The 14,725-nt window shown below is 60.0% G+C and carries 15 protein-coding genes; 9 read left to right on the top strand and 6 right to left on the bottom strand.

Annotated elements, in window-relative coordinates; all coding sequences use genetic code 11:
- Positions 1–52: 52 nt before the first annotated feature.
- The 5 genes from HJB84_RS03440 (at position 53) to gmk (ending at position 4,610) form a co-directional block, all read left to right on the top strand.
- Entirely contained in the window at positions 53–289 is a 237-nt protein-coding gene (locus HJB84_RS03440; protein ID WP_003547058.1) for an acyl carrier protein, read from the top strand.
- A gap of 93 nt (positions 290–382) precedes the next feature.
- Positions 383–1,645: a beta-ketoacyl-ACP synthase II gene (gene fabF / locus HJB84_RS03435; RefSeq protein ID WP_207583655.1), complete on the top strand. Its 1,263-nt coding sequence runs from the start codon at positions 383–385 to the stop codon at positions 1,643–1,645.
- A gap of 175 nt (positions 1,646–1,820) precedes the next feature.
- Entirely contained in the window at positions 1,821–3,038 is a 1,218-nt protein-coding gene (gene mltG, locus HJB84_RS03430) for an endolytic transglycosylase MltG (protein WP_207583656.1), read from the top strand.
- A gap of 18 nt (positions 3,039–3,056) precedes the next feature.
- A complete protein-coding gene (locus HJB84_RS03425; RefSeq protein WP_207583657.1) occupies positions 3,057–3,944 on the top strand; it encodes a YicC/YloC family endoribonuclease in 888 nt (295 codons plus the stop codon).
- A gap of 3 nt (positions 3,945–3,947) precedes the next feature.
- Positions 3,948–4,610: a guanylate kinase gene (gene gmk, locus HJB84_RS03420; protein ID WP_207583658.1), complete on the top strand. Its 663-nt coding sequence runs from the start codon at positions 3,948–3,950 to the stop codon at positions 4,608–4,610.
- A 127-nt stretch (positions 4,611–4,737) separates the two neighbouring features.
- On the opposite strand, the gene HJB84_RS03415 is transcribed toward gmk, so the two are convergent.
- The 4 genes from HJB84_RS03415 to HJB84_RS03400 form a co-directional block, all read right to left on the bottom strand.
- Positions 4,738–5,529 (bottom strand): amino acid ABC transporter ATP-binding protein, encoded by a 792-nt coding sequence (locus HJB84_RS03415; RefSeq protein WP_207583659.1) that lies wholly within the window; start codon positions 5,527–5,529, stop codon positions 4,738–4,740.
- Positions 5,526–6,194: an amino acid ABC transporter permease gene (locus HJB84_RS03410; RefSeq protein ID WP_207583660.1), complete on the bottom strand. Its 669-nt coding sequence runs from the start codon at positions 6,192–6,194 to the stop codon at positions 5,526–5,528. Before HJB84_RS03410 ends, HJB84_RS03415 begins: the two co-directional genes overlap by 4 nt.
- Positions 6,191–6,832, bottom strand: a complete 642-nt coding sequence (locus tag HJB84_RS03405) for an amino acid ABC transporter permease (RefSeq protein ID WP_164008695.1) — start codon at positions 6,830–6,832, stop codon at positions 6,191–6,193. Before HJB84_RS03405 ends, HJB84_RS03410 begins: the two co-directional genes overlap by 4 nt.
- Positions 6,833–6,931: 99 nt before the next feature.
- Positions 6,932–7,759, bottom strand: a complete 828-nt coding sequence (locus HJB84_RS03400; RefSeq protein ID WP_207583661.1) for a transporter substrate-binding domain-containing protein — start codon at positions 7,757–7,759, stop codon at positions 6,932–6,934.
- A 224-nt stretch (positions 7,760–7,983) separates the two neighbouring features.
- Here HJB84_RS03400 and HJB84_RS03395 point away from each other — a divergent pair, with 224 nt between their 5' ends.
- From HJB84_RS03395 to HJB84_RS03385, 3 genes are all read left to right on the top strand, one after another.
- Positions 7,984–8,727: a UTRA domain-containing protein gene (locus tag HJB84_RS03395; RefSeq protein WP_207584281.1), complete on the top strand. Its 744-nt coding sequence runs from the start codon at positions 7,984–7,986 to the stop codon at positions 8,725–8,727.
- Positions 8,724–9,656 (top strand): LysR family transcriptional regulator, encoded by a 933-nt coding sequence (locus tag HJB84_RS03390; RefSeq protein ID WP_207583662.1) that lies wholly within the window; start codon positions 8,724–8,726, stop codon positions 9,654–9,656. Before HJB84_RS03395 ends, HJB84_RS03390 begins: the two co-directional genes overlap by 4 nt.
- Positions 9,657–9,769: 113 nt before the next feature.
- Complete coding sequence (locus tag HJB84_RS03385) at positions 9,770–11,107, top strand: LLM class flavin-dependent oxidoreductase (protein WP_207583663.1); 1,338 nt, start codon at positions 9,770–9,772, stop codon at positions 11,105–11,107.
- On the opposite strand, the gene HJB84_RS03380 is transcribed toward HJB84_RS03385, so the two are convergent.
- Both HJB84_RS03380 and speB read right to left on the bottom strand, forming a co-directional pair.
- Entirely contained in the window at positions 11,108–12,271 is a 1,164-nt protein-coding gene (locus HJB84_RS03380; protein ID WP_207583664.1) for an aminotransferase, read from the bottom strand.
- A 129-nt stretch (positions 12,272–12,400) separates the two neighbouring features.
- Positions 12,401–13,450 carry an agmatinase gene (gene speB / locus HJB84_RS03375; RefSeq protein WP_221115279.1) on the bottom strand — a complete coding sequence of 350 codons (1,050 nt, stop codon included), beginning with the start codon at positions 13,448–13,450 and terminating at the stop codon, positions 12,401–12,403.
- Between the two features lie 696 nt (positions 13,451–14,146).
- Here speB and HJB84_RS03370 point away from each other — a divergent pair.
- Positions 14,147–14,698: a flavin reductase family protein gene (locus HJB84_RS03370; RefSeq protein ID WP_221115278.1), complete on the top strand. Its 552-nt coding sequence runs from the start codon at positions 14,147–14,149 to the stop codon at positions 14,696–14,698.
- Positions 14,699–14,725: the final 27 nt, after the last annotated feature.

The following is a 14,725-nucleotide window of genomic DNA, read 5'->3' as shown; positions in this document are numbered from 1 at the left end:
TAGGGGTGCCGCAACGGCATTCCGATCAGGACATAAGGTCGAGGAAACCGACATGAGCGATATCGCAGAACGCGTAAAGAAAATTGTTATTGATCATCTTGGCGTCGATGCCGACAAGGTCGTCGAGAGCGCCAGCTTTATCGACGATCTGGGCGCCGACTCGCTCGACACGGTCGAACTTGTCATGGCTTTCGAAGAAGAATTCGGCGTTGAAATTCCTGACGACGCCGCCGACTCGATCCTGACGGTCGGCGATGCCGTGAAGTTTATCGAGAAGGCCCAGGCCTGATCCTGTAATTTTAAGAAAGGGCGGGCCTGGAGTCCGCCCTTTTCTTTTCGGCATATTTCTCCATAGAACATAAGAGACGGGGGAAAGCACGCGATGAGACGTGTCGTCATAACGGGTACCGGCATGGTATCACCCTTAGGATGCGGAACCGAGGTGACGTGGTCCCGGCTGCTTGCCGGTCAGAACGGCGCCCGCCTGGTCACCGAATTCGAGGTCGACGACCTTCCCGCCAAGATCGCCTGCCGCATTCCCGTCGGCGACGGCACCGACGGCACCTTCAATGTCGATCAGTGGATGGAGCCCAAAGAGCAGCGCAAGGTCGATCCCTTCATCATCTACGGCATGGCTGCCGCCGACATGGCGCTTGCCGATGCCGGCTGGCATCCCGAGACCGATGAGGACCAGATCGCCACCGGCGTGCTGATCGGCTCCGGCATCGGCGGCATCGAAGGCATCGTCGAGGCAGGGTACACACTGCGCGACAAGGGCCCCCGCCGCATCTCCCCCTTCTTCATTCCCGGCCGCCTGATCAACCTCGTCTCCGGCCAGGTTTCGATCCGCCACAAGCTGCGCGGACCCAATCATTCGGTCGTCACCGCCTGCTCGACAGGCGCGCATGCGATCGGCGATGCCGCGCGGCTGATTGCACTCGGCGATGCCGACGTCATGGTCGCCGGCGGCACAGAATCCCCGGTCAGCCGCATTTCGCTCGCCGGCTTTGCCGCCTGCAAGGCGCTGTCGACTCAGCACAACGACGATCCGCAGAAGGCCTCGCGCCCCTATGACCGCGACCGCGACGGCTTCGTCATGGGCGAGGGCGCCGGCATCGTCGTGCTCGAAGAGCTTGAACACGCCAAGGCGCGCGGCGCCAAGATCTATGCCGAAATCGTCGGCTACGGCCTGTCGGGCGACGCCTATCACATCACCGCTCCGTCCGAAGACGGCGAGGGCGCCGGCCGCTGCATGGCGATGGCGCTGAAGCGCGCCGGGCTGACGGCGGCCGATATCGACTACATCAACGCCCACGGCACCTCGACCATGGCCGACACGATCGAACTCGGCGCCGTCGAGCGGCTGGTCGGCAATGCGGCGTCGAAGATCTCCATGTCTTCGACAAAATCGGCAACCGGGCATCTTCTCGGTGCTGCCGGCGCGATCGAGGCGATTTTCACCACGCTTGCCATCCGCGATAATACCGCGCCGCCGACGCTCAATCTCGACAATCCCGAACGCGAGACGGCGATCGATCTTGTTCCGCACAAGGCACGTGAGCGAGAAATCAATGTGGCGCTATCCAACTCGTTCGGATTTGGCGGCACGAACGCGTCGCTCGTCCTGCGCCGTTACGCGCAATAACGGTCCTGTCCGCGCGGTGTAATGGGTGTCTCTTGCGCCGCAACCGTCCTCTGCGTTGCGTAGCGGGGCGCGCGAGCATAACGAGCGGAAGCGCCGTTGAACGGCGGCGGAACCTGCTTTTGCCGCATTGCTTCGCGAAATAGCGAAGTGAGGGTCAAGTTTTAGAGGATTGCCGGTGAGCGATACGACGAACCAGAGCAACGATACCCAGGCGCAGAAGGGGCCGATCATCCCGAAGTCGCCCAGCGAAGCCCTGCGTCCGGAGCGCGTTCCGGAGCCGCCGAAACGGTCCAAGAAAGCCCGCGGCCAGGTGGTTCTTTTCCTGAACTTCATCATGACGATGGCAGTTGTGGTCTGCGTTGTCGCCATCATCGCCTTCTACTACGCCACATCGACCTATCGGAACCCCGGTCCGCTGCAGACCAATACCAATTTCATTATCCGCAATGGCGCCGGTCTGGCCGAAATTGCGACGAACCTCGAACGCAACGCGATCATCGGCGATGCCCGCATCTTCCGTTATCTCACGGCAACGCATCTTTCTGCCGGCGAGAGCCTGAAGGCCGGTGAATATGAGATCAAGGCCAGAGCCTCCATGAGCGATATCATGGAGCTTCTGAAATCGGGCAAATCCATTCTCTATTCTGTTTCCTTCCCCGAAGGCCTGACGGTCCGCCAGATGTTCAACCGCATGCTGGAGGATCGGGTGCTGGAAGGCGACCTGCCGGCCGCCCTTCCGGCCGAGGGCAGCCTTCGCCCGGATACCTACAAGTTCTCGCGCGGCACCAAGCGCTCGGAAATCATCGAGCAGATGGAGGCGGCACAGCAGAAAATCGTCGATCAGATCTGGGACAAGCGCGACTCTTCGCTGCCGCTGCGGTCCAAGGAAGAACTCGTGACGCTCGCCTCGATCGTCGAAAAGGAAACCGGCGTTGCCGACGAACGTGCCCATGTCGCCTCGGTTTTCCTGAACCGCCTCGGCAAGGGCATGCGCCTGCAGTCCGACCCTACGATCATCTACGGTCTCTTCGGCGGCGACGGCAAACCGGCCGACCGGCCGATCTACCAGTCGGACCTGAAGCGGGACACGCCATTCAACACCTATGTCATCAAGGGTCTGCCGCCGACGCCGATCGCCAATCCCGGTAAGGATGCGCTGGAAGCCGTCGCCAATCCCTGGAAGACCCAGGATCTCTACTTTGTCGCCGACGGCACCGGCGGCCATGTTTTCGCTGCTACGCTCGAGGAGCACAACGCCAACGTCAAGCACTGGCGCAAGCTCGAAGCCGACAAGGGCTCGGATCCGAGCATCGCCGTCGACGGCCAGCCGGAAGAACAGCCGGCGGATGACGGCGCGACCGTCGTGCCGCCGAAGAAAAAGAAGATTAACTGATAGTTTCTGGAGGCTCGGATGGCTTTGCAGTCCATGACCGGTTTTGCGCGGCGCGAGGGAACGAGCGGCCGCTGGCGCTGGGCATGGGAACTGCGCTCGGTCAACGGCAAGGGCCTCGATCTGCGGCTGCGCCTGCCACCCGGCCTCGAACGTATGGAGGCAGACGTCCGCCGCCTCGCCGGCGAAAGCTTCAGCCGCGGCAACCTGCAGGCATCGCTGTCCGTCACCGCCGACGAGAACCGCTTCGATGCAGTGCTGAACAAGCAAGCGCTTGCCGCCGTGCTTGCCATGCGCGAACAATTGGACGGGATAATTGATCCGGCGCCGCTGAAGCTCGATACGCTGCTTCTGTTGCGCGGCATCGTTGAATTCCGGGAAAGCGAGGATGGCGAGGAAGCGCTTGCCGCCCGTGATGCCGATATCGCAGCCGGCCTGTTGGCCGCGCTTTCAGATCTGAGAGCCATGCGAGAGCAGGAAGGGGCGGCGCTGACCCGCATTCTCCTCGACCATGTCACGACAATCGACGGTCTGACGCGCACGATCGCGGCCGATCCCTCACGCTCGCTGCAGGAGATCGCCGCACGGCTTGCCGCGCAAGTCGCCTTGTTGATGGACGGCATGGCCGCGCTGGACCGCGACAGGCTGCATGCCGAAGCCGCATTGCTGGCGACCAAGGCGGATCTGCGCGAGGAAATCGATCGTCTGAAGGCGCACGTCGCCGCAGCGCGCGATCTCCTAGTGAAAGATGGCCCTGCCGGGCGCCGGCTCGATTTCCTTGCACAGGAATTTAACCGCGAATCGAATACCATCTGCTCGAAGTCGAATGCCTCGGCGGTTACCGCCGCCGGCATCGAGCTGAAAGTTGTGATCGACCAGTTCCGCGAGCAGGTCCAGAATTTGGAGTAGGACATGAAACCGGCGAAACCCTCGCCCGTCCAGATCGCCCGCCGCGGTCTGATGCTTGTCATCTCGTCGCCGTCGGGCGCCGGCAAGTCCACCATCGCGCGTACGCTGCTGGAGCAGGACAGGCAAATAGGCCTCTCCGTCAGCGTCACCACGCGCCAGCGCCGCCCGAGCGAAGTCGAGGATGTGCATTACCACTTCAAGAGTGTGCGCGAGTTCGAGCGGCTGCGCGATAGCGACGCGCTGCTCGAATGGGCCGAGGTGCACGGCAATTTCTACGGCACGCCGCGTGAGCCGGTCGAGCAGGCGATGGCAGAAGGCCGTGACATGCTCTTCGATATCGACTGGCAGGGCGCCCAGCAACTGCAGGAGAAGATGTCGGCCGACGTCGTCTCGATCTTCGTGTTGCCGCCGACCATGACCGAGCTCCAGTCGCGCCTGCACCGCCGCGCCGAGGATTCCGAGGAGGTCATTCAGACGCGCCTCGCCAACAGCCGCGCCGAGATCGCCCACTGGCGCGAATACGACTACGTCATCATAAACGACGATCTTAATGCCGCGTTCGACGCCGTCCAGTCGATCGTCAAAGCCGAACGCCTGCGCCGCGACCGCCGCCATGGCATGTTCGACTTCGTCCGCGAGCTGCTGGAAGAGACGCCGTCGCTTTAGGGGTAGATCCTGAGAAGCTTGAGCGGTCCTAGCCGCTCTGGGTAAGAAACGTCAGATGCCAGCGACGGCCACCGCTAACGTTACGGCGACGGTTTCACTGAGCCTGTTGCTATAGCTGCAGCTGCGCTTAGAGAAGCATGGACGCGCCGCGATCGAGATAGGTGTCTAGGAACTGCTCCAGACGCGGATTTCGCGGTTTCTTGAACACGTCTTGCGGCGCCCCTGTAAACAGTACCTTGCCATGGTCGAGGAAGATGATCTGCTGACCGACCGTCGCGGCGAAGCCGATCTCGTGTGAGACCACGACCATGGTCATGCCCTCGGCCGCCAGATCGCGCATGACATTCAGCACCTCGCCCGTTAGCTCCGGATCGAGCGAAGAGGTTGGTTCGTCAAACAGCATGATCTTAGGCTTGAGCGCCAATGCGCGGGCAATGGCGACACGCTGTTGCTGGCCGCCGGAAAGCTGCGAGGGATAGTGCCCGGCACGCGCTTCCAGCCCGACTTTCACAAGCTGAGCCAACGCCAGATCCTCGGCCTGTTTGCGGCTCAGCCTGTGAACCATCTTTAGTGCCTCGCTGACATTGCCGAGCGCCGTCATGTGCGGCCAAAGATTAAACTGCTGGAAGACCATGCCGATCTGGGCGCGGATTGTTCGGTTCGTAGCCGCAGGAACGCGCTCCCGCACACCCTCGGCGTTCTCGCTGAAGCCAAGTACCTCGCCATTGATGGCAATCGTGCCGCGGGTTGCCTCTTCGAGAAAGGCCATGCAGCGTAAAAGCGTGCTCTTGCCGGAGCCGGAAGGGCCGATCAGGCAGGAGACTTGTCCCTGCGCTATCTCGAGGTCGATGCCTTGCAGGACAGTGGAATCCCCGAACTTCTTGACAAGATTGTTGACTGCGATTGCGGGAACGCTCATGCGTTGAAAAACCTGAATCTGGAAAGTTTCGTTTCGGCGAGATTGCCAAGCCGGCCGGTGAATTCGACCAGCACCCAATAAAAGAGCGCCAGCGCGGAAAGCGCTTCCACGAAGGCGTATTGCTGCGAGCCTATGGCGCTCAATGTCGCCGTCAGTTCCGGCACGGTAATGATCGACAGTACTGCCGTCTCCTTCATGAGGATCACCGCCATGTTCACCGACGGCGGCAGCACCAGCATGGTCATTTCCGGCAGCAGGATGCGCCTGACGATCTGCCCTTGCGTGAGGCCGACGCATTCACCGGCTTCGATGTGCCCCCTTGGGACTGCCCGAAAGCCGGAGCGGAAAATTTCGCTAAAATAGGCCGCACCATAGATCGAGATGCCGATCAGCCCGGCGGGTAGGGGATCGAGCGACAGACCGACGAAAGGACCGCCATAATAGACTAGGAATATCTGGATCAGGAAGGGTGTACCGCGCAGGACCGCGACAATAAGACCAAGCGCCTTATCGACCACCAGACCGCCATATTGCCTGGCGACAGCCAGCAGAAAGCCAAGGGCGGCGGCGGCAATCGTGCCGAAAACCCAAATCATGATCGTGACGCCCGCGCCGCTGACGATCGCAGGCCATTGCTCGATGAGGACGTTGATGTCGAAGCTCATCGGGGTGCTCCAGGAAGAGAGCGTTCGATCAGGCCGCCGGCCAATGCGACGATCCAGTTGATCACCAGATAGATCAAGCCGGCTGACGCGAAGAGCTGCAGGGGCAGAAAGGTGCTGCCGGCGAGATCCTGCGCCATGCGCGTCAATTCGACAATGCCGACAACGGAGACGAGAGACGACGCCTTGAGAATGAGGATCGCTTCGTTGACGAGGGCAGGCAATGTCAGGCGAAGGGCGGTCGGAACCTTGATGCGGCGAAAGATCTGACCGGGCGTCAAGCCGACCATTTCAGCGGATTCGACCAGCCCGACGGGAACACTGGCAAAGCCGCCCCGCAGGTTCTCCGCTTGATAAGCGGCGGTACAGAGCGACAGGCCAATGACCGCCGCCACAACGCTTGGCACATTGATGCCAATAACTGGCAGAAGATTGTAAATCAGCAGCAATTGCACGAGCAGCGGCACACCGCGAAAAAAGCTGATAAAAATCCGGGCAGGCAGCACCAGATGGCGCCGCAGCGAAAGCAGCATGCCCGACAGCAGGATCGCGATGGCGAAACCGATCAGGATTGATACGACGCTGATCGTGACCGTATAGATCGAAGCCTGCAGCAGCAATTCGAAGAGTTTGAAGGACATGAGGGTTGGATGTCGTCCCCTTGGCGGTCATGAAACCGGATATGCTTCCAATCATGCCCCGGCACATCCGGGGCATGATTGGTGATGACGATCAATCGATCAGAATGCTGGGTCCTTGACCGAATCCGGGGTGTCGAAGGTCGCGCCGAACCACTTCTTCTGCAGCGCGGCCATTCTGCCGTCCGCCTTTATCTTCAGCATCGCGGCATCGATCGCATCCATTAGCGGCGTGTGATCGGTATCCTTCAGGCCGATAAAGCCGAAATAGGATTTTTTGCCGAAGGGCGGCAGCACGACTTCGAAGACACCCTCACGCTGCTTGGCGACGAATGCGATGTTCGGCAGAGAGTTTGCCACGCCGGCGATGCGACCGGCGGCAAGATCGGCATAGGATTCGGTAAAGGCCGGATATTCACGAATGTCCGCTTTCGTCGGCAATGTCTCGGAGAATTCCTTGAGCTGATCGAGCTGCGAGGTTGCCTTGCCGACGCCGATCTTCTTGCCAGCGATGTCTTCCGGCTTGCTGATGGTTTGATCGCCCGCCTTTTTGAGAATGGCTATGGTCGCTTCGGCCAGCGGCGGCGTAAAGCGATAGCGCTCCATGCGTTTCTTGGTAATCGTCGCCGGGCCGGCCACCACGTCGAATTTTCCGGCTTCCAAAGCAGGGAAAACGCCGTCCCAGGGCAACGTCACCCACTCGATCTTCACACCGAGCTCCTTGCCGATCTCATCGAAAAGATCGACGTTCAATCCGACATGCTCACCAGCGTCGATGAAGTCAAAGGGTGCGAAGGCCGTCTCGGTGCCGACCTTCAGGGTGCCGGCGGCCTTGACCGTCGCCAGCGTATCTGCAGCGTGCGCGGAAAGTGTCGCCCCGAGCAGGAACGCGGCGCTCATCAACCCTTTGAGCAATGAATTCTTCTTCATGATCTTCTCTCCAGTTTTGCCCTTCCAGCGGAAGAGTCCAGGTTCCCCAGCGTTTCCCGCCGAACGAGCTTCTCTGGCCCGCTTTTGTCTATACAAATAGATATAGCTCGGCATACAGTGTCAATGTAAAAGTCTTGAAAAGCAAAAAACGTGCCGGACCTTTGGCCGAAGCCGCCTCGCATTGAGGCCAGGATCTGAACGCCGTCGCGGGATCGAGGTGAGTGTTGGTCTCAATTCATCATAGAATCTTCGGAGACATCGAGGCGAAGATCATGAATGGCGACTGGAAACCTGGCCAGCGTATCCCGATCGAGCATGAACTCGCCGACCAATACCAATGCTCGCGGATGACCGTGAACAAGGCGCTGTCGGCGCTCGCCGAGCGCGGCATGATCGTCCGGCGGCGCAAGACAGGCTCCTTTGTCGCCTCGCGGCAGATCGATCGCACGGTCATGGATATTCAGGATATCAGTACCGAGGCGGAGCTTGCCGGACACGAGCACGACCACCGCATACTGAAGCGGCAGATAGAGAAACTGGATACGTCAGGGGCCGTCTTATTGGGTGAAAGTCCGGGTGCGGAGGTTCTCAAGCTGCAATGTCTGCACCTCGTCGACGGTAAGCCGAACGCAATCGAGCGACGCATCATCATGCTTGATGCCGTACCGCTTGCCAGGAATGAAAACTTCGCATCCGTTCCGCCGGCCAAATGGTTGCTGGAGCAGGTGCCGTGGTCGAAGGCAAGGCACATCATTCGCGCCGTTTCCGCAGATCCGGCCACCGCCAGGCTGCTCGAGACCGAGCGTGGTGACGCCTGCCTGACGCTCATTCGCCAGACATGGCAAAATGGCCGGACCGTCACCTATGTCGAAATCACCCATCCCGGCGACCGCTTTCAATTCGCCGGTGACTTTCAGCCGACCGAGCAGGAAATGTCCGACTATTCGTCCCGGAGAAACGCAACGTGAGTGCGCCGCGCCGCTTCAAAGCCATTCCGCTTAAAGGCTTGCAGGCCTTCGAAGCCGTCGGCCGCTGCGGCAGCGTGACGGCCGCTGCCCTGGAATTGAACGTTTCGCCCGGCGCGATCAGCCAGCAGGTGCGCAAGATCGAAAGCTTTCTGGGCGTGACGCTTCTGGAGCGCAACGGCCGCACCACGGAGCTGACCCTCTGGGGCAGGCTTTATCATCAGGAGATATCCAAAGGCTTCGAGCAATTCGCGATTGCCGAACGCATGCTGGAGCGGGCACGCAATGAAAATGCCCTCGTCCTGAGTGCCTTGTCTTCCGTCGTCAATAAGTGGATCGGCCGGCTTATCTTCGGCTGGCAGGCGCTTCATCCGGATGCCCATGTCCGGATCATCGGTCGCGACAGTGAGCCACGTATGGGCTTCGACGAAATCGACTTTCGCATCAGCTACGGATCGAACGTGCTGCAGCACGAGCATTACAGTGAACTATTCCGCGACTGGGTCGTGCCCGCCTGCTCGCCGGCGCTCATTCAAGAGCGTAAGCCGTCGGCATTTGAACTTTTCGACTATCCGCTATTGCATGTCGAATGGGAAAGGCACTTCACCCCGTACCCCAGTTGGGTCGACTTCGCCGCGAAAGTGGGCGCGACTCTCAGGGAAACGACGCCTGGACTGTCCTTCACCTTATCAAGTAGCGCGATCGACGCTGCCGTCAAAAAACGTGGCATCGTCCTCGCGCAAATGTCGATGATCGCCGATGAGCTGGAAGCTCAGGCGCTGGTCATCCCCCTCGATATCCGGATCCCGCTTCGCGAAAGCTATTTCCTGGCCTGGGATAGGTCAGCGCTGCAGAAATCCCATGGTGCCGCCTTCCGCGATTGGCTGATGACGATTTCGCGGCAGCAGGCGCGGATTTCCGCCCCGCAATGAAAATCTTGCCAATCTTTTAGAAAAACTAAAATGAAAGATAGTTCAGCACTATTGCTCGAAAAATCGGCGCGGCGATAATTTGCACAATCATCAATCTTGGAGGCTGGAATTTTATGGCGCGTAAGATGAAGCTCGGCACCTTTGTCTACACGTTCGGCTTCCATCCGGCATCGTGGCTTCATCCTGCCAGCGATATCAACGGCGCCAACGACTTTGCCCATCTTCTTGAGGTTGCCAAACGGTCGGAGGCGGCAAAGTTCGACTTCATGTTCATGGCGGATTCACCCGCCGCAGCCGTCGGCGATCCTGATGCTCTCGCCCGTATTCCCACTAAGATGAACCGCTTCGAGCCGCTTTCACTGCTATCGGCGCTTTCGGTCACCACACGGAACCTTGGTCTGGTCGCAACCGTGTCGACGAGCTACTACGAGCCTTATAACGTCGCGCGCCTCTTCGCCTCGATAGATCATCTGAGCGGCGGCCGCGCCTGTTGGAATGTCGTCACCTCCGACCATGACGAGACCGGCTACAATTTCAATCGCGAGGGCCTGGATCCGCATGCCTTGCGCTATGAGCGAGGCAACGAATTCGTCGATGTCGTCTTCGGCCTGTGGGATAGTTTTGAGGACGGCGCCCTACTTCTCGACCGCAAGAACGGGGTCTATTACGACAAGACTAAGCATCATACGCTGAACCACAAGGGTAAGCATTTCCAAGTGCGCGGTCCCCTCAATATCGCCCGGACACCCCAGGGCCGCCCGGTTATCGCGCAGGCCGGTGGCTCCGAACCCGGCATGGAAATGGCGGCGCGCACGGCGGAGATCGTCTTCAGCCTCGCGTCCAACATCGACCGCAACCGGGCCTTCTATGAAAATGTGAAAAAACGTATGCCGGCCTACGGACGCGACCCGAATGATCTCAAGATCATGCCGGGCGTCGTCATCAATGTCGGTGAGACCAGAGCCGAAGCGCAGGCGAAGGTCGATTATCTGATCGACAAGATGCATCCCGATGTTGGTCGCCTGATGCTTTCGGAATTCCTGGAGGCGGATCTGCGCGGCGTGCCTCTCAACAAGCCTTTTCCGATGGACCGGCTGCCGGACGCGCCGAAGGGCTCGCGGGCGCTCTTCGACGAACTGGTCGACTTCGTCAAGAACGGCCGCACCGTAGGAGAACTCATCCGCCATTATGCGGAAAAGCATACGGGCAACGGCATGACCGGCACGCCGGCCGAAATCGCTGACTTCATGGAGGAATGGTTCGAGACGCGCGCCGCCGACGGCTTCATCCTGATGTTCCCGACCTTGCCGGCAAGCCTCGACGATTTCGTGACGCTTGTCTTGCCGGAACTGCGTCGCCGCGGATTGTTCCGCGAGGAATATGAAGGTTCGACACTTCGCGAGAATCTCGGGCTCTCCATGCCCGCAAATCGGTTCGCGACCCCCGCCTGATCAGCGCAGGCGTTCACCGAGCAGGCCGATCGAAGCCGTATCGGCGTTGGCAAAGGCCAGGCGCAGATATCGCTCCTGCCCTTCGCCGAAATAGGCGCCGGGGATCGAAATGATACCTGCCTGTTTTGCAAGCCGCTCGGCGACCACCGTGGATGGCTGATCGGCGAACGGATGGCGGATGAAAGCAAAATAGGCGCCGATCGCGGCGATATCCCAGCCGGGCAACTCAGCGATCACCGCCTTCAACGCATCCGCCCGCCTGGCGATTTCCAGCCGGTTGTCGGCCCGCCAGGTGGCCAGCACCGGCAAGGCCTCGGCGACGGCATGCTGCGCTGAGCGCGGCGCGCAGATCTGCATATTGTCCATGACCTTGGTGATCTCGGCGAGCAGCTTCGGTCCCGCCGTAATTGCGCCGAGCCTGTGGCCGGGAATGCAGAAGGACTTCGAGAAGCTGTAAAGGAGAACGAGCGTTTCCTTCCATCCGGGCTCGGAGAGCAGCGCGTGCGGAGGCCCGTAACCCGCCGCCAGGAAATCGCGATAGGTCTCGTCCAGGATCAGCCAGGCGCCGTGTTTCCGGCACAACAGGAACAGATCATGCAACAATGCCGGCGGATAGACTGCGCCGCTCGGATTGTTGGGCGTGACGATCGCCAGGGCGCGCGCTCCGGCAGCCAGCGCTTGTTCGGCGGATGCGAGATCGGGAAGAAATCCATTGGCCGCATCACATGCGACCAACGCACGCTTGATCCCGAGCATTGCCAGTGTCGTATCGTGATTGAAATAGAAGGGATTGGTCAGTGCTACGGTTTCGCCGGCGCCTGCAAGTGCGATGGCCGCGCACATGAAGGCTTGATTGCAGCCGGAGGTGATATGGACATTCTCAGCACCGACGGGCGCACCGTAAAGCCCGCTCACATGTCGCGCATAGGCCGTCCGCAAGACCGCCTCTCCCTCGATCGGTCCGTAGCCGGTCATGGCCTGCGATGCGGCGGCCTCGCCGAGCAGTCGCAGCATCTCCGGATGCGCTGGATAGCCCGGCACTGCTTGCGAGAGATCGATGAGCGCGCCCTTTCCACCGGTATATTCGCGGCTCCAGGCGATGACAGAGGGAATTGGTGGGGGTGAAAGACGAGCAACGAGCGAATTGGCGGCAGCGATAGGCATATCGATTATCCTTTTGAAATCGATTGCTACACCGATATCGATCGCCTTCTCAACCGCTTTGTCGAAGACCATAAGACAGGCGCTCACAAGCCCGCCGCTCATTCCATTTCCACCCGATGTTGCCCCGCGCTATTTCACCGAGGGGCTGAAAACCATCAGGCTCAGGATTTCGAACAGCGTCTGCGCGCCCGCGTGGGCCGTGTTGGTCGTCGCATCATATTGCGGCGCCACCTCGACCACATCGCCGCCAACCAGATTGATGCCTTTCAGGCCGCGGATGAGCTCCAGCACCTCCCGGGTGGTCAGACCGCCGACCTCCGGCGTTCCGGTGCCAGGCGCAAAACTCGGATCGAGGCTGTCAATATCGAAGGAAAGATAGGTCGGGCCGTCGCCGACGATCTGTCTGGCCTTCTCGACGATGGCCGGGATGCCGAGGCCGGTCACCTGTTCTGCATGAATGACCGTCATGCCGGATTCATAGGAGAATTCCCAAAGATATTCCGCCGATCCCCTAATCCCGATCTGGATCGTCCGCGTCGGGTCGAGCACGCCGTCGAGGACGGCATTTCGGAACGGACCGCCATGATGGAACTTCGTCTGGTCGAAGGAGCCGGCGGTATCGCAATGGGCGTCGATATGAATAAGACCGACCGGCGCCTTCTTGCCGACGGCCTTCAGGATCGGATGCGTGATCGAGTGATCGCCGCCGACGGACAGCGGCAGCACGCCGGCATCGACGATCTGGTTGATGCGCTTTTCTATATCGTCTTGGCTGAGTTCGAGACGATAGCGGCTCTGGAACGGAACATCGCCGATATCGGCGACGTTGAGATCGAAAACGGGCGCGCAGCCGAGAACGTGATTATAGGGACCGATGCGCTCGATAGCGCGCAGCGCGCGCGGTCCAAAGCGGGAACCGGGCCGATTGGTCACGCCGAGATCCATCGGCACGCCCAGGATCGCGACCTGCAGATTGCCAAACTCCGGATTTTCCGCATAGGCCGGCATATGGGGTGCCGACAGGAAGGTCGGGATGCCGGCATATGGCGCAAGCCGGGTGCCGCTCTTCGAGAAGATCTTATCCGCCACGTTACGGAAATTGGCATCGAAAAATTCTCCGCCGTGGCTTTCGCCATACTTCTTGCGCAGAGCGATTAATTTTTCCTCATTGAATGTCATCGATTACCTCGGTCAATTGATCGCTGTCTCTTGGTATCTGGGCATTGGCATTTGATCAAAGTTCAATCCGGCCTACAGCTCGGAACCCTTGTACGTGGATCTCACTTGACGCTCCGCCGTTACAGAGGGTGATTAGCTCGTCACCAACCAGCTCAAAGGCAAAACCGACGCCTGTTGTTCGCTGTGCTCGCACAGGTCATGGGTCGCAACCAAGGGCGTGTCATGGATGCTCACGCGTCTCCCGACGTTTAGAAAATCTAAAAATGAACGCATTTGTTGCCGCCTTGTTGCCTTGGCAGGCGCAGCCTATTGAATGTCATGGGAGCTGCCGAAGACGATCAGCAACCCAAAGTCTCTGAAAGGTGATTGCATGCCTCGGCAGGACAAACCGAAACTTGGCACCTTCGTTTATCATCCGGCTTCATGGCTGCATCCGCAAAGCAATGTCAAAGGTGCAAATGATTTCAATTACTTGCTGAATGTCGCGGATGTCGGCCGCCGGATGCTGTCTGAATTCCTTGAGGCTAATCTCGGGGCTTGTTCAGAGAGGAGTATAAAGGAAAGACGCTGCAGGAGAACCTGGGTCTCTCTATGCCGGTCAACCGCTACGCCGCCGCACGCAAATCCGTCTGAGCCAGGACGCGATGTCTCGGAGGCTCCGGTCGGGGCTTCCCGAAAGCCTATCGAGGATCCCCGATGACAGTTTCAATAACGCTTCCCGAGATCCCTGCCGAGTTGCAGTTGGTCGACAAGGACCTTTTCAAGGCATCGATGCGCCATCTCGCCGGCGCCGTTAGCGTCATCACCGTGGGTATTGGTGATGACCGGACCGGTTTTACGGCGACATCGGTGTCATCGTTGTCGGCCGACGTCCCCTCCGTCATCGTCATCGTCAGCGTCAATCGCGGATCGTCCTCGTGGCCGGCGCTGCAGCGCCACAGACACTTCTGCGTCAACGTGCTTGCGCATGATCAGCAGAGCGTGGCGCAATCATTTTCCGGTTACGGGGGAAGAAGCGGCGTTCGCCGCTACGAGGGTGCCGCGTGGTCGGCGATTAGCACCGGCGCGCCGATGCTCGACGGCGCGCTGACGGCTCTCGATTGCGAATTCGACGAAGCCATCCCCATGCATTCCCACGCCATATTGATTGGAAGGGTGAGGGCGATCACGCTGCGGAGAGGGGCTGAGCCGCTTCTTTACTGGAACGGCGCCTTTCGCCATCTCGCGGGCGTTGCCCCGGCCTCCTGAACCAAGACTGCCCGCAGCAATCCCGCT

Source organism: Rhizobium sp. NZLR1b, from assembly GCF_019685155.1.
Taxonomy (GTDB): Bacteria; Pseudomonadota; Alphaproteobacteria; order Rhizobiales; family Rhizobiaceae; genus Rhizobium.
This window is presented reverse-complemented; position numbering and strand designations above follow the sequence as displayed.